Below are 22,595 nucleotides of genomic sequence, written 5' to 3' on the forward strand. Positions count from 1 at the left end.
CTGGGCAGGGTTTGGTCTTTCAACCGGCAGTTAGCGTCGCGGAGCCACTGTTCTACTGCGCTGGCAGACGCCGGCTCCGCAGCCATTGCAACGCTGCGGATTCCACCAGAAATATGCGTGTATTGTTGCCGCGCTTCGCTAACCTCTGTGCGATCAGCGCCACCGGTGTAATCCCCGGATTACAGAGCACCGCGGTCTTCGCCCGCCGTAACAGCGCGTGACGGCGCACGAAGTCGGCAAATTGTCGCTGCTCGGCGGGTGTCAGGGAGGTCTCGACAAAGCGCGTATCGACCAGCAGACGCAATTCCCGCAGGTGGCCGAATTTTGCCGCTACCTGCTCGGCGGCCTGTATGCGCTCTGCCAATCCCGCTTTGCCGATAAAGTGCAGCCGGACGATACGACCGGCCGTGAGATAGCGGATCTGGAAATTTCGGGCCATGCGGGGTTCCATGTGAACTGCAATTTCACCACGCCCAAAACCCCGGTGGCGCGAACTTATTGAGCCGACCATATTAGGAAAAATATCCCGATACAATCAACTTGCGAATAAGTCCGTCCGCTTATGAATAGATTATCGAGTCCGCTCAGCTTGTTTCGATCACCGGTACTTCTTCGTCGCCGACATTGAGCCAGATCTGTGCGGCGGCGCGCCGGGCTATCTCGCGATAGAAGCCGGCAACTTCGCCATCGGGGTCCGCGGCCACGCTGGGCCGACCGCAGTCGGTGCCTTCGCGAATCGCCATCGCCAGCGGCAACTGCCCCAGCAGGCGCGTATCGTAATCGGCGGCGATGCGGGCACCGCCGCCACTGCCGAAGATCGGTTCGCTGTGGCCGCAGTTGGAACAGGTGTGCAGGGACATATTTTCGACGATCCCCAGCACCGGCACCGATACCTTGCGGAACATCTCCACGCCCTTGATCGCATCCTTCAGCGCCAGGTCCTGGGGCGTGGTCACGATCACCGCGCCGGCCAGCGTTGTCTTCTGCGCCAGCGTCAGCTGGATATCGCCTGTGCCCGGCGGCATGTCCACCACCAGGTAATCCAGTTCATCCGCGCCTTCGCACCACAGCGTCTGGGTCAGTATCTGGTTCAGCGCACCGCTGGCCATGGGACCGCGCCACACCGCCGGTGTTTCCTCGGTCATCAGATAGCCGAGAGACATGGTCTTGAGCCCCTGCGCCTCTACCGGCACGAAGAACTTCTGCTCTTTCACCTGCGGGCGCACACCCTCGGTGCCGAGCATCGTGGGCAGGCTGGGGCCGTAGATATCCGCATCCAGCAGGCCGACACTGGCTCCCTCGGCGGCCAGCGCCAGCGCCAGGTTCACGGCGGTGGTGGACTTGCCCACGCCGCCCTTGCCAGAAGCGACCGCGACAATATTCTTTACCCCCTGCAATGGCGCCGGCCCCTGTTCAGGCGAGGTAGAGAGGGCGGCCGGCGTGGCGGGGATATCACTGAACAACTCGAACTGCAGCTGGGCATCACCCAGCGGACCACCCCTGAGCGTCGGCAGGCACGCCTCGTGCACCCGCGTGTTCCAGCTCTCCTCCTGGCTGGCACAGGGGTAACCGAGGGTGACGCCGACGAACACGGTGTCGTCCTCGAAGCCGACCTCGATTTCCGCGTCCAGTTCGTCCAGCGGCAGGCCGCTGGCCGGGTCGTGCAGCTGGCCGAGGCACTCCGCCAGGCGCTCCAGTTCCGTCTGTACTTCTTCGGGCAGGTCTTGGTGATCGTGGTCGTGCTGGTGATCGGTCACAGTGTTTCCCTCGCGTGAATGCTCGATGGGCGGCATTGTCCCGGATAGCCCCGGCCAGTGCCAGCACACCGCGCCCTCGGCCGCCGCAGCGGGTGCCGCCACAGGCCCAGATCTGCTATATTCCGCGGTCTTTTGACGATGTCCGGCCGCTCATTTGCGGGCCCCGGCCACAACCCCTCAGCCGATGGAAGATCCGATGTCAGAAACGCGCCCCTCCCCGAGAAAGATACTCGTAACCAGCGCACTCCCCTACGCCAATGGCTCCCTGCACCTGGGCCATGTGCTCGAATATATCCAGACCGACATCTGGGCGCGTTTCCAGCGCGCGCGCGGCCATGACTGCCTGTATATGTGCGCCGACGACGCCCACGGCACCGCCATCATGCTGAAGGCCGAACAGCTGGGGCTGACCGCGGAGCAGCACATCGCCAACATGCAGGCGGAACACGAGCGCGACTTCGCCGACTTCCTGATCGGTGTGGACAACTATCACTCCACCCACTCGCAAGAGAATCGCGAGCTGTCGGCGATGATCTACCAGCGCCTGAGCGAGAACGGCCATATCGCCTCGCGCACCATCACCCAGGCGTTCGACCCGGAAAAGCAGCTGTTCCTCGCCGACCGCTATATCAAGGGTACCTGCCCGCGCTGCAGCACGCCCGACCAATACGGCGACAACTGCGAGGCCTGTGGCGCCACCTACAGCCCGACCGAGCTGATCGATCCGGTCTCCGCCATTTCCGGCGCGACTCCGGTCGAGAAGGAATCCGAGCACTTCTTCTTTACCCTGCCGGCTTTTACCAATTTTCTGAAAGACTGGACCCGTTCCGGCACCCTGCAGGACGAAGTGGCGAACAAACTGGCCGAGTGGCTGGAGGAAGGACTGCAGGAGTGGGACATTTCCCGCGACGCGCCCTACTTCGGCTTCGAAATTCCGGACGCCCCGGGTAAATACTTCTACGTGTGGCTGGACGCGCCGATCGGCTATATGGCCAGCCTGAAAAACTACTGCGACCAGCACGGCCTCGACTGGCAGGAATACTGGAAGAAGGACAGCAACGCCGAGGTGTATCACTTTATCGGCAAGGACATCGTCAACTTCCACGCGCTGTTCTGGCCGGCGATGCTGGATTCGGCGGATTTCCGCACCCCGACCAAGGTGTGCGTACACGGCTTCCTGACCGTCAACGGCAAGAAGATGTCCAAATCCCGCGGCACCTTCATCAACGCGCGCAATTACCTGGATCATCTGAACCCGGAGTACCTGCGCTACTACTTCGCCGCCAAGTTGACCGCCGGCGTGGACGACCTGGACCTGAACCTCGACGACTTTATCGCCAAGGTGAATTCGGACCTGGTGGGCAAGGTCGTCAATATCGCCTCGCGCACCGCCAAGTTCGTCAGCAAGTCCGGTGGCGAACTGGCCACAGAGCTGGCGGATGAAAAACTGTGGAATCAGTTTGTCGAGGCCGCACCGCGAATCGCCGAATACTACGAGAGCCGCGAATACGCCCGCGCCATGCGCGACATCATGGCACTGGCGGATGCCGCCAATGCCTGGATCGCCGACAAGGCGCCCTGGTCGCTGGCCAAGGAGGAAGGCAAAGAATCCGAAGTGCTGGCCATCTGCTCCCAGGGTGTGAATATGTTCCGCGCGCTGATGACCTGGTTGTCGCCGGTACTGCCGAACACCGCGGCAAAGGCGTCTGAGTTCTTGAACGGTGAGCTGGACTGGGCCGCCGCCACCACGCCGCTGGCCGGCCATCAGATCAACAAGTTCAAACCGCTGCTGCAGCGCGTGGAAAAGACCCAGGTGGACGCGGTCATGGAAGCGGCGAAGGAATCCCTGGCGCAACTGCAGGCGGAAGCCAAGCCGGCCGGCGCCAGCGGCGCTTTGGACAAAGGCCCGCTGGAGGATGAACCGGTCGCCCCTCAGATCGAGTTCGATGATTTCGCCAAGGTGGATCTGCGCATCGCCCTGATCGCCAAGGCGGAGCACGTTGAAGGCGCCGGCAAACTGCTGAAACTGACGCTGGATCTCGGCGGCGAGACGCGCCAGGTGTTCGCCGGCATCAAGAGCGCCTACAAACCGGAGGACCTGGAAGGCAAGCACACCGTCATGGTCGCCAACCTGGCGCCGCGCAAAATGCGCTTCGGCGTCAGCGAAGGCATGGTGCTGGCCGCTGGTCCCGGCGGCAAGGATCTGTGGATCCTCGAACCCCACGCCGGCGCCAAGCCGGGTATGCGCGTGATGTAATCACGCACAGCTGAAACTGAAGAGGGCGAACCAGTGGTTCGCCCTCTTGCCATCGACAAGGACTGAATTATGCGCGGCGTTTTCCTCGACACCCTGACCATGAAGCTGGAGGAGCTGGACACCTCCGCGCTGGAAAAATCTCTCGACCACTGGGATTTTTATGAAACGACTGCGCCGGAGGAAACCGCCGCGCGCATCGAGGATGCGGATGTGGTCATCACCAACAAGGTGGTACTGGATCGCGAGATCATCGAAAAATCTCCCCAGCTGAAACTTATTTGCGTCTGCGCCACCGGTACCAACAATATCGATATGGAGGCAGCGCGCGAGCACAATATTGCGGTACGCAATGTACAGGGCTATGCGGGCGCTTCAGTACCGCAACACACGCTGGCACTGATCCTCGCCCTGGCCACTCGCTGGCATGAATACTATGCCGATGTCAGATCCGGCCGGTGGACGCGCTCCCAGATATTCTGCCTGCTGGATCACCCGGTGATGGAATTGGCCGGCAAGAATCTCGGCATTATCGGCTACGGTGATCTGGGGCAGAAGGTCGCGCAACTCGGCCGTGCGCTGGACATGAATATTCTGGTGGCCGAATCCTTCGTCGGGCACCAGCAACAGGATCGGGTGCCGCTGCCGCAGTTACTGGCGGATTCCGACGTGATTTCGCTGCACTGTCCGCTCAGCGAGCAGACGGATCGACTGGTCAGCAAGGAATTTCTCGCTGCGATGAAACCGGGCGCACTGCTGGTTAATACCGCCCGCGGCGGCCTGGTCGATGAACAGGCCCTCGCCGATGCATTGCGCAGCCGCCAACTCGGCGGTGCGGCACTGGATGTTTTGAGCGAGGAGCCGCCGCCCGCCGATCACCCACTGCTGGCGACGGATATTCCCAACCTGATTATCACCCCGCACAACGCCTGGATCAGCCGTGACAGCCGCCAGCGGCTGCTGGATGGCGTGGTGGCAAACATCCGCGATTGGTGCAGCGCAGCGTAAGCAGTAGCAACCACCGGCAGCTTTTATTCGCGCTGTTCCTTTTCCTGCTCCCTATCCGCCGGTTCCTGTTCCTGGGCCGCTGGCACTAGGTCGCTGACCACCTCGCCGGGCTCGGCACAGTGCCAGCCCCAGCCGGTCTGCTGCTGGGCAAACTCCCGGGCCCGTGTCTCGCAGTAGCCGATTTCATTCTGCGAGCGCCACAGAGTCTGCACGCTTCCCGCCTTGGTATAACTGACCTCACAGGGCACTTTGCTCGGCGGGCTCGCGTAGATCACCTCAATAATGCGCTGGCTGTTGCCCAGCCGGCACACGTACCGGTCCTCGGCCCAGGCAGTGCTGGCGCACAGGGTTGCCAGCGTTATCAGAACAATTTGTCGATACTTCAACACTATGCCTCCTCAGTCACGGGCTTGGCCGCGACATCATCTATACCTCCCTGCCGACGCACTTCGCTCCGAATACACGAAATATAAGGTGTCTGACACCGTGTGGCCGACCCAACGAGTTGGCGGTTGCCACACCCGCGGCCCGTGAACCGCAAGTCTCTGAAATCGCGCGCCGTGCGTGGTGATCGACCGCCGCGACTATACGATATGAAGACACTCCAACCCGTGATGAAGGAGAGTTTTATGGCGACCGCAAAAGCCCCGCACGGCAACAGTCAGGAGAAGCTCAAACAGGCATATCACCTGGCCGGTGAAGCCGCGCATGATGCAGCGGACAATCTGAAGGCGCGCGCAAGAACTTCGGTGGAGACGAACAAGAAGCGCGCCGCTGATATTGCCGAGAGAGCGGAATCCTCAATCAGACAGCATCCTGTGTTGAGCGTCGGCTGTGCCTTCGCGGCAGGATGGCTCATCGCAAAGCTATTGAAATAGAGCAATCCACACCGAGGCCGTGGGGAGCCTGATCAATGGCAAACGCAAAAAATTCTGAACGTCCCACTGATTCACCGGAGCCGGCCGCGCAAACACGCGGCCGGGATCGCGTTACACCGCCGCCCGAAGATGACGACAGTGCGGAAGCGAGTGCGCTGGCCCAAGCCGATGCCACGCTGACGCTAGTATCCGCCTGGCTTGGAAATTTCCAGACCCTGATTCGCCTGGAGTTCAGCCGCACACTTGCGGCCGGCAAGCGGATTATCGCGTTAAATCTGCTGCTGTTACCGCTGGTTGTGGCACTGGTGCTGAGCCTCTGTGGCGGGGCGGGCCTGATCGGCTACCGGATTTCACAGTCGATCTATGTGGGCTTTACCGTGTTCATACTGGCACAGATTTTCGTATTGGCGGGGATACTCCTCTACCAGCGACAGTTGAGCGCCATGCTCGGCTTCCATGAGACCAGACGACAGGCGCAGCAGGCGAAAGAGGCATTGAGCGATGTCTTTGACAGCTTTAAATAAGCGCATTCAAAGCTGTAGCCGGGACATGGACCGGCAGCGTCTTTGTGCTCAACAACTACTGCATCAGCAGAAGAACACCATTGGCCAGCAGGTGCCGACTATTCCGCTGCCGGCGGCCATGGGGCTGGCGTTCATCGGCGGACTGGTCGCGGAGCGCTTTTTCAACTCACCGGCACCGTCGAACTTGTTCCGAATTTATCTCGCGTTGCGGGCGTTCTGATCGAATCGCGCAAACGGCTCTGATCAGGATCGACTGCGGGCAGTCACTTTGGTCACGGGTCCAACTCGGCTAAAGTTGGGGGGCCAAGTTACAATTTCCCGCAGCCATGACAGTCAGCAAGCAACCCCGTGATAATGCAGTGCCGACGGCCCCGCACCAATCCCCGCTCACCACCGAGGCGGCCGCCGTGCGACTCGCCGAATTCATCCACCGCCACCCGAACCTGATGATCCTGACCGGCGCCGGCGTCAGTACCGACTCCGGCATCCCGGACTATCGAGATCAGGACGGCGCCTGGAAGCGCAAGCAACCGGTGCAGCACCAGGATTTTATCGGCAGCCTGGCCACCCGCCAGCGCTACTGGGGGCGCAGCCTGATCGGCTGGCCGGTCATTCGCAATTCCACTCCTAACCCGGCCCATCACTATCTGACTGAACTGGAGCGACGGCAACACACGAAACTGCTGGTTACACAGAATGTCGACCGGTTGCACCAGCGGGCGGGCAGCGAGCGCGTACTCGACCTGCACGGCCGCGCCGATCGGGTTATCTGTATGGATTGCGGCTATCGGTGTGATCGCCAGCAGGTGCACGATCGCTGCCACTTAATGAATCCGGCATTTCACCAGTATCAGGCCTACACAGCGCCGGATGGGGACGCCGATCTGGAGGTCGATTTCAGCAGCTTCCGCATCGCCGACTGCCCCGACTGCGGCGGCATCCTGAAACCGGACGTGGTGTTTTTTGGCGACAACGTGCCTAAAGGCCGGGTACAACAGGCGCTGGATTCGCTGCAGTCCAGTGACGCATTGCTGGTCATCGGCTCTTCACTGATGGTGTATTCCGGCTTTCGTTTCTGCCGCTACGCAAAGCAGTGGAACAAGCCGGTGGCGGCGCTGAACCTGGGCCGCACGCGAGCAGATGATCTTCTAGACGTTAAATTAAATGCACGTATAGCCGAAACGCTGAGTGGGGCATTATCGCTTATATAACTTGCTTTCACTAAGCCACTTCGAAGCCAGCATGCCGAAGCAGTCGACTCGGGCCTCTACAATTGGGCCGATAAAATTTTGGCAGCTGGTTTGCCACATAAAAACTGGTGTTGGCCAAAATCAACATACTGATAGCGCGACACACTTACGCCTCAGCCTCTTTTGATAGAAACAATAGGTCTTCGCAGGCGCCGGGGCGCTCCGTTGGCCCCAGTTCAGTACGCGCCCTCTCCACCTCCTTCAACTGAACCTGCACCACTAATCAACATGAGCACCACGGAAGAGATCAACGAAACACGTTCGGCAGCCCGGGAATCCACACCGAAACCACTCGAACCGGACGATAGGTATCAGCTTGCCGTACAAGGCCCGCGTATCGAGCGAAGCATTAACGGTGCACGGGCTCTGCTCGAGTCATGGGAAAAGGTGGATCATAAAGGTGCCCCAAGGTCTTCAGAAGTCGCTGCGTTTTTCCATTTACCCTATCTCTCCAAGCGGCAGGGACAGAACACACCCTTTGTCGCGCTGTGGGAAAAGAACGGGATGCCCGACGGTATATTGATCGGTCGCCACAGCCTCCGGCGGCCTAAGTTGTCTTTCTTGAAAATGCGCGTCCTCATGCCACGGCTGCGTGTACTCGAAATAGGCACCGGAGGACTCGAAGCATATTCCTATACAACCGCCCAGCAACAAGCAGCCTACCTGCGCCATCTCCTGGTATCAGGCAAAGTCGACCGCATTTCGATCTACAACCTGCCGCTGGACACTGACATAGGCCAAGCCCTACACGATGGATTGAGGTATGTCGGCGACGGCAATCCCGAGTCGGCGGGTCACTGGTTCGCGGAGCTGACTGACTCCGCCGGAAACCCCATTGCCAGCAACTCAGCAAAAACGCGTAGCTCATTTCGGCGCATGGACCGAAAACTGTGCCAGTTTTTTAACCACAAGGTGGAAATTCAAGAATTCCACAGCCCCGACCAGGTCGCGGATTTCATAAAGGTAGCGGCTCGAATCGGCGAGTGCACTTACCAGAGTGAGATAGGTGTCGGCGTCAAAGATGACGCGATGTGGCATAACAAACTTGGACTCTACGCCGCCAGCGGCAACCTGCGCGCCTACCTGTTGTTGGGCGGCGGCAAACCACTGGCTTACGCTGTAGGCGCACTGTGGGAAAGTACCTATACGGGATTTGCGACTTCCTTCCTGCCAGAGTACAGCACCGTGTCGCCCGGGGGCTATTTGCTCCGCAGGATGATCGAACAGTTTCAACAGGATGGAGTGCGCTGGTTCGACTTTGGAGCTCCAGATTACGGCTACAAAAAAGTCTATGGCACAATGCGACGGGAAATTATCTCGATGCACTATAGTGCGAAAACGCCCGCCGCCCTAACAGCGACCATTCTGGATGCCACTGTAAAGAAGTCCGAGCATGCTATACGTCACATTCTTGAGGCCAGCGGCCTGATGGCGCGGTTGAGGCGCATGCGACAGAGGTAAAGCACAAGTACGGGCTCCGCGCTCCACGGCACTGATTTATCGGCAGTCATTTAGTCGGCAGCCTTTTAGGAGGGCGTCGTGAATCAGCAGCGGTAAGCCTTTCCACTCGGCGCCTGCGCGCGGCGAGAAGTTACCGCGCCCAGCTACCACCGTCGCCCCTCGAGCACTCCCCGCGAGACGTTGCGCCGGAGGATATGCGATTACCCCTCTTCCGCACTGCCCAGTTTGTCTTGGGTTTTCGTATCAAAATCAGCGGCATCGTGGCGCTCGTGCAGCTGTGAACTCGGATCGCCCCAGGTGCGGTTAACCATGCGGCCGCGCTGTACCGCGGGCCGCTCGGCGATTTCATCGGTCCAGCGGATCACGTTCTTGTAAGTGTGGGCCGCAAGGAATTCTGCCGCGTCATAGACCTTGTCCTTGACCAGCGCCCCGTACCAGGGCCAGATCGCCATATCGGCAATAGTGTACTCGTGACCGGCGATATACTGGTGCTCGGCCAGTTGCCGGTCGAGCACGTCCAGCTGGCGCTTCACCTCCATCGCGTAACGGTTGATCGGGTATTCGTATTTCTCCGGCGCATAGGCGTAGAAGTGTCCGAAACCGCCACCGAGAAACGGTGCACTGCCCATCTGCCAGAACAGCCAGTTCAGGGTTTCGGTGCGTTGTGCCGGTGTGTGCGGCAGGAAGGCACCAAATTTTTCCGCCAGGTAGAGCAGGATCGAGCCGGACTCGAACACCCGGATCGGTGGGTGCATGCTCTGGTCCAGCAGAGCCGGGATCTTGGAATTGGGGTTTATGTCGACGAAACCGCTGCCGAACTGATCTCCCTCGGAGATATCGATCAGGAACGCATCGTACTCGGCGCCTTCCTGGCCGAGTGCCAGCAGTTCCTCGAGCATGATGGTCACTTTCACGCCGTTGGGTGTCGCCAGCGAATACAGCTGCAGCGGATGCTCGCCGACGGGCAGTTCCTTGTCGTGCGTGGCTCCGGCAGTGGGGCGATTGATATTGGCAAACTTGCCGCCGCTGTCCTTGTCCCAGGTCCAGACGCGTGGCGGTATATAGGTAGTGTTCGTCATAACAACGGCTCCATTTCAAAAGATTCGGTGGCCTAGATACGTTCGCTGCATACTATTGGCTTAAACCGCTTTTTGAAATGCCCCATCCCTCCATTGGCCGTGATGTGTCTTCACGCTTCATGGAGCCGGCAATCAACCCAGCTCAAAGGTGGTGATACCGAAGACCCGCTCGATTGCTATATCCGGCACCGCACCGCTGTACATCCGCGCGGTTTCAAACACCATCTCCATCTTGTGACGATCCACCAATGCCAGCGCGTGCGGATTCGATTCTGGAACATCCAGATACACCTGCCGCCCGCTCGGCACACTGGCGGTCAGCGCCAGATAGAGCTGTTCCGCCAACTCCGGATTGTCGGCGAACAGCGGCCCTATCTTGTAGCCCTCCTGACAGGCGCGCAGCACCCCGTAGCCGTGCAATTCGTCATCCTCGACACAACCGATCGCCACGGAATCCGGCTGGCTGATCCACACTCGCAGGAAGGCTTCGCGCGGTCCTGGAAACAGCTTGCGGTCATAGGCGGCGAGGGTATCGAACGGCACCCACGCCAGCGGCACGACGGAGTGACTTTGCGGCGCGGTGGCGGCTGCCTGTCCGGTCAGCCCCAGGTAGCGCATATTGCGGTGGGCGAGCGTAAAGCCGGCATTGCGGTAGCTCTCCTGCATGGCGACCACGCCATCCAGGCCCATATTGCGTCCACCCAAATGCTCGATGCCGGCTTGCGCCAGCCGTTCACCATATCCGGCATGGCGATGAGAGGGATCGACAATATAGAGACCGAGAAAACCGAAGTCCTCGCCATAGCGCACAGCAGAAACTGTACCGATCGGTTTTTCATCGAGCAGGCCGATAAAGAAGCCGTGGGGATCGGCGGCGTAGAAGCAGCCGGCATCGTGCAGGCCGGGATTCCAACCCTCCCGCGCGGCCCAGTGCAGCGCAATGGCGAGCTCGGACGGCTCCATCACCCTGACCCTGAAGTTCTCTTCATGCATGGGAATTTTCCTGATGCCTGACTGACATTTATAGCCAAGCCGGCGGTCAGCGCACAGTGCAGATAAAGAGAGACTGCGGGGGCGGGTCTTCCCCGCCGCGGCAGGCAATGGGTAAACTAGCGTCACTATCGGTATGGGGAACTCAAGATCGCTCCCATGCCGATGCATTTTGTCATCTCTCCTGAGGTACTGGGTGAGCCTATACGCCGGCTCGCGACAATAACTGCGGGCCTCAATCTCGAGGGATAAACCAATGTCCTATTTCGACGGTATGCAACGGCTGCCCGGCCTACCCGTCGGGCGAGCAGCTTACAGCGACCGCATGGCCTATATCGGCGCCGAGTTGTCACGACTGGTGTATGAGCCATTTACACCGGATGCAAGCCTCACCGAAATCCTGCACAAACTCGGCAGCGCCAGCAGTGATTCCGAGCGCAGAGCGGTGCTCGCCGAATGGAGCAGCCACCTGCAGAGCAATAGCTGCAAATTTTCCGAGGGTATCGGCGGTATTCTGAAACAATACAATTTTGAGCCGATCAATTTCTACGACGTGTCGGAAACGCAGGCGCTGCTCGCCCGCATGGATGACAGCTCCGGGCAGCAGATACTGATCCTGTGCTTTCGCGGTACTGAAATGAAGCCCAGGGATATCGCCACCGATCTCAACTTCGCGTTGACCCCCTACGGCAGCTTCGGGCGTGTGCACAGCGGTTTTAAGCAGGCCTTCGAGAACATTCGCGAACTGATTGAAAACGACCTTCGTCAGCAACCCAAACTTCCCCTGTATACCTTTGGCCACAGTCTCGGCGGTGCCCTGGCTCTGATTTGCACCAAAGAGCTAAACCCGCAGGGCGACGGCGCGACTTACGTTTACGGCACCCCGCGCACCGGCGATCGACTGTACTTCAGCAAGGTAAAAACACCGATCTATCGACTGGAAATCGGTGGCGATCCGGTGCCGCTGATACCTTTCGGATATGGGGGAAGTATCCTGCTCGGTGTGCTGTGCTTTTTTCTACCGCAGAGACTCTCCCGCTGGCTGCGCGACAAAGCGCTTGGATTTTTCCACACTGGCTTCAGGGTATTTATCAAGTACGCTGCCAACACACCGGATGCCAACAATTTTGGCTTCAGGAATATGACCGTGGAAAAATCGGCGGAATATTACTGGCGTGTCATCTGTATCTGGTGGGCCTGGGCGCGCAGCTTCCCCAACTTCAAGGCCATCGGCGCCTACCACTCGATCAAGCTGTACAGCGATATGCTGAAAGCGTATATGTTCCGCCGCAATCTGGATCAATTACTGGGTGCGGACGTTAGTGCCATTACTCGGCCAAAGGCGGCCAGGCGGCCACAAGCTGCACCGAAAACGGAACGCGAAGGCGCATAAGCGTGGGAGCGGAGCCGGCCGTAAAGCGGCCGGCTCGCCGTCAGATAGCTATCACGAAAACAGCCGGGGCTCGCTGTCGTCACCGGCCAGATCCATAACGACCGTCAGCGGGTAATCAGACAGCGAGTTCGCCGCTTCCGCCAGCAACCCCATAAAGGCGATTGTCTTTGCGGACACTTCGTCGTTCGGCTGGAACAGGAACAGCTGCTTCACCTTCAGCCATTTGTGCAGGCAGAACGCCATCAGCTCGTTGTGCCGCACCATCTGTTCCGCATCAGCGGCACCCGGCGCCATTTGATAAACCTCATGCAGCTTGCGCATCAGCAACACCCAGGACTTGGCGTGAAAGTGAATCGCACGAGCGTTGCGCAGACCGCGGGATTCGACACTGCTGACGGCGGGGTGGTGATGGGTATCGGCAAACGGCTCGGCGAAAAATGCCCGACGGCCTTTCAGCGGCCGGTCGCCACTGCGCATACCGGCATTAAAAGCAGCGAAAAGCTCGGCGGGTTCGCGGTAGCTCCGGTAGTTACTCGCACAGGATCGGACGCTACTGCAGGCTCGGTCAATAACGGACTCACTGAATACCCGATACCGCTGTAACGCGGCCAGCACATCCGCGATCATCGCGATTTCCTCGCGGCTGCCGGCATAGTCGAGCAGGTTTTCCAGTCGCTCGCCGTCGATCTGCAGCAGCACCTCAACCCGGGCGTCGATATAGCGCTTGCCGGTATCGCGCTGCCACTCGTGGTACAACGCCAGCGCATTCTCCCTGGCCATCGGCGACAGCAGTCCGCTGTCGGTCAGGCCGCTCAGGAAATCGTCCAGTTCGTCGAGCTCCAGCCGCTCGTCTTCCTGGGTCACGGTCAGATTTAGCGGCAGAGTGCGGCTGCGCTGCAACAGGTTCAGATTCAGGTGCGACACAAAGCCGGCAGACTGCATCTCGCGAATACCGTCGAGGATACGCTTGACCTCAAGGCGCGACTGGATGGCGACATTGCCTGCGGCGTCCTTCTGAATCTGCACACTGCTGTCGACAATCGACGAGGCACCGAGGGAGACGCCCAGCACGGACGACTCTGTGCCGGTGGAATAATGGTGGCCGAGCAGTTCCCGAGCACTGCCCTCGACAATCTCGACACCGGACGGCGGAGACAGCATCAAGTCCTCGAGCGCATCCAGATTTCCTTCCACCAGGGTGCTATAGAAAACCCGCGCGGACGCGCTGTGCCTGTCGAAGCTCAGCCGCATAACCACCTCGCGCTCGCGCAGGAGTTTCTCCGTGGAAAGAATCCGCAGCTTGATCTTGCGGGTCGCCGCCTGTTCCAGCTTCGACACGATACTGTGAATGCGCTCGTCGATTTCCGCCAAAGCCTCGCGCACGCCCGCAACCGCCTTGTCCAGCGGCTCGCTGGCGCCGGCGATCGCCTCCTTCACGCGCTGATTCAGTTCGTTAAGCTCGCCCACCAGCGCGCCGCTAGCCACGTCCGCACGCTGCTGTATCTCCTCCGTTAACTTTTCCTGCAGCGACTTGATCAGCCCGCCGACTTCGGTGCCGATTTTATTGCGCACGGCTTGCGGCAACTCGGCCGGCAGGCTGTCGTTGAGCCGGGCAGCAGCGCCCTGTGGCAGATCCGCCGACATGGCACGGCTGTAGATACCGACACCGCCATTGAACCATCCCACCAGCTTCGCGCTGATCTCCGCCTGCAGCTGATCCGCATCCACATCCTGCCCGAGCGCCAGACGCAGCGCCGACTGTATATGTGCATCTTCGCTGAGTCGTGCTGCCGCCTGCGACAGCGCTTCATTGCATTTCTGCTCCAGCAATGTGCCGGGGCTCAGGTAGGGTTTGAACTTCTCGTAGAAACTCTCGTAGCTACCCAGGTAGGGCTCTATCACCTTCGCGCGCACCTGCTCGACGGCCCCGACCATGTCCACCGTGACCCCGAGGCCGACGCTGCTATTGATTTGGCGGCCGCGAGTACGCTTGATCTGTACAGTGATTTGTTCGCTGTGCTGCGGATCGCACCAGGTACTGAGCTCAAATTCACGGGTCGCGTCGTAGCTGGCGGTTATTTCGATACCGGCCGTAATATCGATCAGGTCGCTGCCGTCAAAAATACTGTATTCGACACTGACCGCAGCTTTGCCGGAAGTCGCCAGGGACAGCTGCAGTCCCTGAAGCCCATGCTCGGCCGCATCGCCGATCGCTTCCAGGGAAAAAGGTGACGGCAGCTTGCGCAGACCTGCGGCCGCGGCGCTGGCGAAGAGGCTCTCCCCGGGGGCCGCGAACCAGTAGTCCAGACGGCCCTCGGTGCCGGCCTCCGCGCCGAATGCCACCGCGCTGGCACCGGCGGCGCCCCGGCCATCGAGCTGGCCGGCAAAGCCGATACGCAACAGGTTTTCCACCGTCGCCACCGGTGCCGGCGGCAGGTCACCGGCCTCCAGATCTATCTGCGCGAGCCCCGGGCCCTGCAGGGCAAAGGTCAGCGCATCGGCGGACACCAGCTCGCGATCGGCCTTGTCCTCGTACAGCTTCCAGCGCACCAGCCCCGGATCCCTCGCGTCCTCGGTCTCCGCGAATGAATCCAGCCTGCGCAGCAGCTTGCGCAGCGACTCCGGCACCTCATCCGCATAGGCCTTGCGCAACTTGCGGCCCAGTTGCTGCAGCAGCGACGGATCTATATCCAGACTCTCCAACAGCGCGCGCTGCTGTTCCAGGTTGTCGTCGAAAGAGGCGAGGTAGTCCAGCACCGACTCCGCGGGGCTCGACGCGCGCAATTCGGACCAGTGCTTGTGGAGATTGGCAATGGTGTCGAGCAGCTTGATTTCATCTTCCAGCCCGAGGCGGGCCAGGGACTGGCGGCTTAAGAAATCCATACAGCGCTCCTTGCGGTGGACTATTTGCTTTTGGTTATTGTTCGAATACAGCGCCCGGAGCATATCTCAGCAAATGTTACCAACGCCACTGCGCACGGCTGTGCAAGTTGAACGCCCCCAACGACTCACCCATAATACCGGCCCTGCGCGGCATTCCACGGTCTGTGGAGGCCCGGTGCTAGGCTGATTAAGCACCAATAGGCTTCCCGATCGCGGCTAGATACACCCCCGCCGCACGATTCAAACCGGATTACCTATGACCGAATTCGCCGTCATCCTGCTCAGTACCATTCTGGTCAACAACTATGTGTTGGTGCAGTTTCTCGGCCTGTGCCCGTTTATGGGAGTCTCCAACAAGCTGGAGACCGCCGTGGGCATGGCGGGAGCGACCACCTTCGTGCTGACACTGGCGTCCATCTGCTCCTACCTGGTGAATACCTACCTGCTGGAGCCATTCGGTATCGAATACCTGCGCACCATCTCCTTTATCCTGGTGATCGCCGTCGTCGTGCAGTTCGCACGCATGTTTATCCACAAGACCAGCCCGCTGATGTACAAGGTGCTGGGCGTCTTCCTGCCGCTGATCACCACCAACTGCGCGGTACTGGGTGTGGCCCTGCAGAACACCATGAAGGCGCACACCTTTGTGCAGTCGACCCTGTACGGCTTCGGCGCGGCGGTGGGTTTTTCCCTGGTGCTGATCCTGTTCTCCTCGATGCGCGAACGGCTGTTCGCGGCGGACGTACCGGTGCCCTTCAAGGGCGCCGCCATCGGCATGATCACCGCCGGATTGATGTCGCTGGCCTTCATGGGCTTCAGCGGTCTGGTATAGGGGGGCGCTATGCTGGAATGGTTCACTGAAATCTCTACCCCCCTGCTGATCCTCGGCGGCATGGCGCTGGCGTTCGGCGCGCTGCTGGGCTTCGCCGCGGTGCGCTTCAAGGTGGAAGGCGATCCACTGGTAGAACAGGTGGACGCCCTGCTGCCACAGACCCAGTGCGGCCAGTGCGGCTACCCCGGCTGCCGCCCCTACGCCGAGGCGATTGTGCACGGCGATGCGATCAACAAATGCCCGCCCGGTGGCCAAGCCACCATCAACGAGCTGGCTAACCTGCTCGACATGGAGCCGATGCCGCTGGACGCCGAGCACGGCGTCGAGGACGTCAAGAAAGTGGCGTTTATCCGCGAGGCGGAGTGTATCGGCTGCACCAAGTGCATCCAGGCCTGCCCGGTGGATGCCATCGCCGGCGCGGCCAAATACATGCATACGGTCATTGTCGATGAGTGCACCGGCTGCGACCTGTGTGTCGAGCCCTGCCCGGTGGACTGTATCGATATGGTGCCGCTGGAGACCTCCCTGCAGGAGTGGCACCCGGAAAAGCCCGTCGACGGCGTACAGCTGATTGCCAGTGACCGACCCCAGCGCGGCACCATCACCAGCGACAAGAGGGACGCAGCTTGAGCCTGGAGCAGGAAAAGGTGAGCGCCGAACAGCAACGAGAAGACCGTCGCCAATCGGTCGAGGAACGCCGCGCGGCCCGCGAAGCGATACTGATCGCCAGTGAAAAGGCGCGCGAATTACGCCCGAATGACTTCCCCGGCGGCGTGCACCCGCCGGAAAACAAGCACCAGTCCACCGGCGAGCCCATCGGCACCATTCCGCTGGCAGAGGACCTGATTGTGCCGCTGCTGCAGAGCGCCGGCGCCACGTCACTGCCGCTGGTGAATCTCGGCGACTATGTCATGAAGGGCCAGAAGATTGCCGAGGCCGATGGCCTGATCAGCTGCCCGGTCCACGCGCCCAGTTCCGGCAAGGTAGTGGCTATCGAGCCCTGCGCCGTGCCCCACCCGTCCGGCATGCCGGCGGATAGCATCGTGATCCGCACCGACGGCGAGGAGCGGTGGTGCGAACTGGAGCCCTGCGAGGATTTCCGCCGGCTCGAACCGGTGGATCTGCTGGAGAAAATCCGCAACTGCGGCGTCGCCGGCATGGGCGGCGCCGGCTTTCCCACCGCGGTCAAGCTGGATCCCCACGGCGGCGCCGAGATCGATACGCTGATTATCAATGGCACCGAGTGCGAGCCCTATATCACCGCCGACGATATGCTGATGCGCGAGCGCGCGGCGGAGATCATCGCCGGCGTGGAGATACTCGCCTATATCCTCGACGAGCCGGAGCGCGTGCTGATCGGCATCGAGGACAACAAGCCGGAGGCGATCGCCGCAATGCGCGAGGCCGCCGAAGGTACCCGTTTCGATATTGTCGTCTTCCCGACCAAATACCCGTCCGGCGGCGAAAAACAGCTGATCCAGATACTGACCGGGCGCGAGGTCCCCAACAGGGGCCTGCCCGCCAATGTCGGCATCGTGTGCCAGAACGTCGGCACCGCGCGCGCGGTGTACCGCGCGGTGCGCTTCGGCGAGCCGCTGATCAGCCGTGTCACCACGGTGGTGGGCGAGGCACTGGAGCGGAGCCGTAATATCGACGTGCCGATCGGCACCCCAATTCACCATATTCTCAAACAGCACGGCGCCCACCGCGGCCTGATGCAGAAGGTGATCATCGGCGGCCCGATGATGGGTTACACCATCGACGACGAAAACGCCCCGGTGATCAAGACCACCAACTGCATCCTGGTGCCCACCGTTGAGGAGCTGCCACCGTCCCCGCCGGCGCAGGCCTGCATCCGCTGCGGCTTTTGTGCCGAGGTCTGCCCGGCGTCACTGCTGCCCCAGCAGCTGTACTGGTATGCGCGCGCCGAAGATCGCGAGAAGCTGCAGGCCTACAACCTGTTCGACTGTATCGAATGCGGCGCCTGCTCCTACGTGTGCCCCAGCACCATTCCGCTGGTGCAGTACTACCGCGCAGCCAAAGGCGATATCCGTATCGCCGAGGAAGAGAAGGAAAAGTCCGACCGCGCCCGCGACCGCTTCGAGTTCCGCAAGCTGCGCCTGGAGAAGGCGGAGAAGGAAAAAGCAGCCAAGCGCGAGGCGCGACGCAAGGCCGCCGAGCAGGCGCGTCAGCAGCGCGAACAGGCGGGTGGAGCCGAGGCCGAAACCGCACAAAAGGAGGCCGATGTTGTCGCCGCGGCCCTGGCACGAGTCAAGGCCAAGCAGGCCTCGCCGGAACAGCTACTGGCCCGCGCCCAGCGCACACTCGCCAGTGCCGAGAGCCGGGTGGAGCGGATGCAGCAGAAGTTGCAGGCCGCTGAAGAGAGCCAGCGCGACCAGTTGGCGGCGCAACTGAAGGCCGCGGAGTTGAAGCTGCAGGAGGCGCGACAGAAGCTGGCCGAGGCCGAGCAAAAGGCCAAGGCCGTGCCTGAAGCCGAAGAAAAAAAGGCGGCGGATGACAGCCAGGCGAAAGCGCAGAGTGCAATAGAAAGGGCCAGGGCCGCTGCAGCGGCCCGTGCCTCCATGAGCCCTGCCGACAAGCTGGCAGCTGAAATAGAGGCCCTGAAGGCGCGGGTGGAAAAAGCCCAAATACGGCTGGAAAAGGCCTGCTCCGCAGGTGACGCCAATATAGAGGCCTTCGAGACGGCGCTGAAAAACCTGCAGATCAAACTGGAAGACAAGATGCGCGAGCAGAATCAGCAACAGGGTGGGAAACAGTAATGGCACTGATGCGCGCCTCCTCCCCCCATGCCCGCTCCGGCGACAGCACCGGCAAGGTTATGCTGCAGGTGGCCGCGGCCACCGTCCCCGGCGTGCTGGCACTGGTGCTCTATTTCGGTATCGGCGTATTGATCAATATCGCCCTGTGCACTGCCACCGCCCTCGCCTGTGAGTCGGTGGTGATGAAACTGCGCGGCCGACCGGTCGGCTTCTATCTGAGAGACTACAGCGCCTTTGTCACCGCGCTGCTGTTGGGTATTGCACTGCCCCCTTACTGTGCCTGGTGGCTGCCGATTATCGGCAGCGCCGTCGCCATAGTGCTGGCCAAGCATCTGTATGGCGGCATGGGCTACAACCCGTTCAATCCGGCCATGGTCGGTTACGTGGTGCTGCTGATCAGTTTCCCGGTGGACATGACCCGCTGGGTCGGACCAGCGGAAGTCATTCAGGGCGCGCCCAGTATCGGCGAGGCCTTCGCCCTGGTATTCGGCAACTACAACGTGGATGGCTTTACCCGCGCCACGCCGCTGGAAATCGTGCGCCTGAACGAATCCGTGCTGCTGTCGCGGCTATATGAGATGGAGCCGGTACTCAACCAGGGCACCATCGCCGGCCTCGGCTGGGAGACCGCCAGTTTTGGCTTCCTGGTCGGGGGGCTGTTCCTGCTGTTCCGGCGCATCATCACCTGGCATGCGCCGGTGGCCATGTTGGTGACCCTGAGCTTTATATCGCTGCTGTTCTACGACAGCGGCAGCTCGCTGTCCGAGGGCTCGCCGGCACTGCATCTTTTCTCCGGCGCCACCATGCTCGGGGCCTTCTTTATCATCACCGATCCGATTAGTGGCGCTACCAGCAACAAGGGGCGGTTGATTTTCGGCGCCGGTGTCGGCCTGCTGACCTATGTGATCCGCGCCTGGGGCGCCTACCCCGACGCCGTGGCTTTCGCAGTGCTGCTGATGAACTTTGCCGCGCCGACGATCGACAACTACACCGTGCCGCGCACCTATGGCCACAAGCGGCCGCGCCGTGCCACCGATGTGGAGGAGCAGTGATGCTGAAGCAATCGATGGCAACGAACGCGGTGGTATTGACGCTGTTTGCCCTGGTCACCGCAGGCACCCTGGCGGTAACCCAGATCACCACCCGCGAACCGATAGAGCGTGCCATCCGCGAGGCGTCGGCCAAGGCGCTGCTGGAGATTATCCCGCTGGAGCGCCACAGTAACGACCTGCTGCTGGATACCTACCCCATCCCCAAACCCTACTGGAACCTGCTGGGCCTGACCGACGGCGGCAATATCAATCTGGCGCGCGAAGACGACGGCCAGATCTCTGCGGTGATCATTCCCGCAGTGGCGCCCGACGGCTACTCGGGTCCGATCAAGCTGTTGGTGGGCGTGAACCGCGACGGTACCGTGGCCGGTGTGCGCGTGACCAGTCACAGCGAGACCCCGGGGCTCGGCGACAAGGTAGAACTGAAAAAGAGTGATTGGGTGCTGCAGTTCAACGGTACGTCGCTGCAGGATCCGCCCAGGGACCAGTGGAAGGTGCAGAAGGACGGCGGCGCCTTCGACCAGTTTACCGGCGCGACCATCACGCCGCGGGCGGTGGTCAACGAGGTGCGCCAGGTACTGGAGTTCGTCGCCCAGCACCACGAGCAGATTTTCAGCGCACCGGTTTCCGAGCGCGCGGTGGAAGTGGAGCAGCCCGAAGCCGCCGAGCCCCTTGAAACCAGACAAGAGATACCTGAGCCCCAGCAGGAGAAACAGTGATGACGGCCCCCTACGGTGAGATTACCCGCAATGGCCTGTGGAACAACAACCCGGCGCTGGTGCAATTACTGGGCCTGTGCCCGCTGCTGGCGGTGACCGGATCGGTGGTCAATGCCATCGGCCTGGGCCTCGCCACCACCGGGGTACTCACCTGTTCCAACCTGGCGGTGTCGCTGGTGCGCCGGCAGATGCCGGACACGGTGCGCCTGCCGGTCTCGGTCATGATCATCGCCACCTTCGTTACCTGCGTCGAGCTGCTGATGAAGGCGTTTACCTACGAGCTCTACCTGGTACTGGGCATCTTCATTCCGCTGATCGTCACCAACTGCGCCATCCTCGGTCGCGCCGACGCCTTTGCCAGCAAGAATCCGGTGCTGCCGTCGCTGGTGGACGGCTTTATGATGGGCGCCGGCTTTACCGCGGTGCTGATCACGATCGGCGCCGTGCGCGAGATCCTCGGCCAGGGCACGCTGTTCGCCGACATGGACCTGCTGCTGGGGCCGGTAGCCAAGGACTGGGCCATACCGGTGCTGGGAGCGGACTATCCCGGTTTCCTGGTGGCGGTATTGCCGCCGGGGGCTTTCCTGGTAGCCGGGCTGCTAATTGCCGCCAAGAACGCCATCGACGCCGGTATCGAGCGCCGTCGCAGTCAGCGGGTCAGGATAGTGACGGGCACCAAGCGCGTGCGGGTAACCGGCAAAATCACCTGACCGGCACTTGCGCGGGCGCCGCGAGCGCAGGCAGCCCCCACTCTCCCGCTATGCTCCTGTCACGCTGTTGCGATGTAAGGCGCTGTAATGGCTTTGGCATCCTATCCCACGTCGCGGCGGTAGCCATTTCCACTTGTTTCGCTAGAATGGGACGCCCGATCAGGATATGCATCGGCAACGAACAATAAAAACAAGGAAACCGCTATGACAGTGGACAATGGAAAGTCTGAGCTTGTTTACCACGGCCGCCGCGCCCAGCGCGCCGACAGCCGCCAGCGTCGCAAGGCCATTCTCGAGGCCACCCTGCGACTGATCGTCAAAGAGGGAATCCGCGGCATCCGTCACCGCGCCGTGGCCCGCGAGGCGAGTGTACCCCTGGCCGCAACCACCTATTACTTCAAAGACCTGAGCGACCTGATCAGCGACTCTTTCACCTATTTTGTCGAACAGGGCCTGGCGGAAACCCGCCAGCTGCAGGAAGACAGCTTCGCCGCAGCGCGCAACCTGCCGGCGGAGGAGCGCACCTCCGACGAGGGGCGCAGACTGCTGGTCCAGCAGCTGACCCGCTTTATCCTCACCCACGTACGCAGCCAGGCCAGTGACCGCGACCGCCGCCTGATCGAACTGGCCTTCCGCAACGAGGCCCTGCGCAACGAACAGCTGACCCGCGCCATCCGTATGGCCAACCAGGCAACCGAGGCAATGATCGAGGAGTTCTTCCAGCTGCTCGGCCTGTCCGATACCCAGGCTGCGGCCCAGATTGTGCACGGTACCGTCCTCAACCTGGAGTACCAGGTTCTCAGTGGCGCCATCGCGCTCGACTCCCCGCTGCTGGAGCGTACGGTCACCATGATGATCCGGGGGCTGATCCCGACCACCATGCCGGTCACAGAAGGCGCCGCGCAAACCTGATCATCACGGGTGCCGGAGCCGGACTACCGGCATCTGGCGCCCGTCTTTCAATTGCCCGGCGCTGCCGCACCGAAACTTTCCCGCCATACCGCGGCGGCCCACCACACCACCTG

21 protein-coding genes are annotated in these 22,595 nt (G+C 61.2%); 15 read left to right on the top strand and 6 right to left on the bottom strand.

Annotated features, from left to right (window positions below):
- Positions 1-52 precede the first annotated feature (52 nt).
- Positions 53-439 carry a hypothetical protein gene (locus BLW36_RS14085; protein WP_139304906.1) on the bottom strand — a complete coding sequence of 129 codons (387 nt, stop codon included), beginning with the start codon at positions 437-439 and terminating at the stop codon, positions 53-55.
- Positions 440-584: 145 nt separating this feature from the next.
- Complete coding sequence (apbC, locus tag BLW36_RS14090) at positions 585-1,757, bottom strand: iron-sulfur cluster carrier protein ApbC (RefSeq protein WP_244506268.1); 1,173 nt, start codon at positions 1,755-1,757, stop codon at positions 585-587.
- 196 nt (positions 1,758-1,953) lie between these two features.
- On the opposite strand from apbC, the gene metG reads away from it, so the two are divergent.
- Positions 1,954-4,014 (top strand): methionine--tRNA ligase, encoded by a 2,061-nt coding sequence (gene metG / locus BLW36_RS14095; protein WP_091390301.1) that lies wholly within the window; start codon positions 1,954-1,956, stop codon positions 4,012-4,014.
- 69 nt (positions 4,015-4,083) lie between these two features.
- Positions 4,084-5,019 carry a D-2-hydroxyacid dehydrogenase gene (locus BLW36_RS14100; RefSeq protein WP_091389909.1) on the top strand — a complete coding sequence of 312 codons (936 nt, stop codon included), beginning with the start codon at positions 4,084-4,086 and terminating at the stop codon, positions 5,017-5,019.
- Between the two features lie 23 nt (positions 5,020-5,042).
- Here BLW36_RS14100 and BLW36_RS14105 read toward each other — a convergent pair whose 3' ends face one another.
- Positions 5,043-5,405, bottom strand: coding sequence for a hypothetical protein (locus tag BLW36_RS14105; RefSeq protein WP_211567209.1), 363 nt, complete (start codon positions 5,403-5,405; stop codon positions 5,043-5,045).
- A 243-nt stretch (positions 5,406-5,648) separates the two neighbouring features.
- Between BLW36_RS14105 and BLW36_RS14110 the strand changes: the two genes are divergently transcribed.
- From BLW36_RS14110 to BLW36_RS14130, 5 genes are all read left to right on the top strand, one after another.
- A complete protein-coding gene (locus BLW36_RS14110; RefSeq protein WP_091390304.1) occupies positions 5,649-5,897 on the top strand; it encodes a hypothetical protein in 249 nt (82 codons plus the stop codon).
- A 35-nt stretch (positions 5,898-5,932) separates the two neighbouring features.
- Positions 5,933-6,421 carry a hypothetical protein gene (locus BLW36_RS14115; RefSeq protein ID WP_091389912.1) on the top strand — a complete coding sequence of 163 codons (489 nt, stop codon included), beginning with the start codon at positions 5,933-5,935 and terminating at the stop codon, positions 6,419-6,421.
- A complete protein-coding gene (locus BLW36_RS14120) occupies positions 6,399-6,641 on the top strand; it encodes a hypothetical protein (RefSeq protein ID WP_139304907.1) in 243 nt (80 codons plus the stop codon). Before BLW36_RS14115 ends, BLW36_RS14120 begins: the two co-directional genes overlap by 23 nt.
- A gap of 139 nt (positions 6,642-6,780) precedes the next feature.
- Positions 6,781-7,632, top strand: a complete 852-nt coding sequence (locus BLW36_RS14125; protein WP_244506269.1) for an NAD-dependent protein deacetylase — start codon at positions 6,781-6,783, stop codon at positions 7,630-7,632.
- A gap of 267 nt (positions 7,633-7,899) precedes the next feature.
- Positions 7,900-9,132: a GNAT family N-acetyltransferase gene (locus BLW36_RS14130; RefSeq protein ID WP_091389922.1), complete on the top strand. Its 1,233-nt coding sequence runs from the start codon at positions 7,900-7,902 to the stop codon at positions 9,130-9,132.
- Positions 9,133-9,332: 200 nt separating this feature from the next.
- On the opposite strand, the gene yghU is transcribed toward BLW36_RS14130, so the two are convergent.
- Positions 9,333-10,211, bottom strand: a complete 879-nt coding sequence (gene yghU / locus BLW36_RS14135) for a glutathione-dependent disulfide-bond oxidoreductase (RefSeq protein ID WP_091389925.1) — start codon at positions 10,209-10,211, stop codon at positions 9,333-9,335.
- Between the two features lie 132 nt (positions 10,212-10,343).
- A complete protein-coding gene (locus BLW36_RS14140; RefSeq protein ID WP_091389929.1) occupies positions 10,344-11,204 on the bottom strand; it encodes a GNAT family N-acetyltransferase in 861 nt (286 codons plus the stop codon).
- 253 nt (positions 11,205-11,457) lie between these two features.
- Between BLW36_RS14140 and BLW36_RS14145 the strand changes: the two genes are divergently transcribed.
- Complete coding sequence (locus BLW36_RS14145) at positions 11,458-12,594, top strand: lipase family protein (RefSeq protein WP_091389932.1); 1,137 nt, start codon at positions 11,458-11,460, stop codon at positions 12,592-12,594.
- 51 nt (positions 12,595-12,645) lie between these two features.
- On the opposite strand, the gene BLW36_RS14150 is transcribed toward BLW36_RS14145, so the two are convergent.
- Entirely contained in the window at positions 12,646-15,477 is a 2,832-nt protein-coding gene (locus BLW36_RS14150; RefSeq protein WP_139304908.1) for a hypothetical protein, read from the bottom strand.
- A 256-nt stretch (positions 15,478-15,733) separates the two neighbouring features.
- Here BLW36_RS14150 and rsxA point away from each other — a divergent pair, with 256 nt between their 5' ends.
- From rsxA to BLW36_RS14185, 7 genes are all read left to right on the top strand, one after another.
- Positions 15,734-16,309: an electron transport complex subunit RsxA gene (gene rsxA / locus BLW36_RS14155; RefSeq protein ID WP_091389938.1), complete on the top strand. Its 576-nt coding sequence runs from the start codon at positions 15,734-15,736 to the stop codon at positions 16,307-16,309.
- 9 nt (positions 16,310-16,318) lie between these two features.
- Complete coding sequence (rsxB, locus tag BLW36_RS14160; RefSeq protein WP_091389941.1) at positions 16,319-16,939, top strand: electron transport complex subunit RsxB; 621 nt, start codon at positions 16,319-16,321, stop codon at positions 16,937-16,939.
- A gap of 92 nt (positions 16,940-17,031) precedes the next feature.
- Positions 17,032-19,089 (top strand): electron transport complex subunit RsxC, encoded by a 2,058-nt coding sequence (rsxC, locus tag BLW36_RS14165; RefSeq protein ID WP_244506275.1) that lies wholly within the window; start codon positions 17,032-17,034, stop codon positions 19,087-19,089.
- Positions 19,089-20,141, top strand: coding sequence for an electron transport complex subunit RsxD (rsxD, locus tag BLW36_RS14170; protein WP_091389945.1), 1,053 nt, complete (start codon positions 19,089-19,091; stop codon positions 20,139-20,141). The genes rsxC and rsxD overlap by 1 nt, the downstream gene beginning before the upstream one ends.
- Positions 20,141-20,860 carry an electron transport complex subunit RsxG gene (rsxG, locus tag BLW36_RS14175; RefSeq protein WP_091389949.1) on the top strand — a complete coding sequence of 240 codons (720 nt, stop codon included), beginning with the start codon at positions 20,141-20,143 and terminating at the stop codon, positions 20,858-20,860. The genes rsxD and rsxG overlap by 1 nt, the downstream gene beginning before the upstream one ends.
- Positions 20,860-21,570, top strand: coding sequence for an electron transport complex subunit E (locus tag BLW36_RS14180; RefSeq protein ID WP_091389952.1), 711 nt, complete (start codon positions 20,860-20,862; stop codon positions 21,568-21,570). Before rsxG ends, BLW36_RS14180 begins: the two co-directional genes overlap by 1 nt.
- A 204-nt stretch (positions 21,571-21,774) precedes the next feature.
- Positions 21,775-22,482, top strand: a complete 708-nt coding sequence (locus BLW36_RS14185) for a TetR/AcrR family transcriptional regulator (protein WP_091389955.1) — start codon at positions 21,775-21,777, stop codon at positions 22,480-22,482.
- The last annotated feature ends 113 nt before the right edge of the window (positions 22,483-22,595 follow it).

The sequence above is a fragment of the Microbulbifer marinus genome, from assembly GCF_900107725.1.
Classification (GTDB): Bacteria; Pseudomonadota; Gammaproteobacteria; order Pseudomonadales; family Cellvibrionaceae; genus Microbulbifer; species Microbulbifer marinus.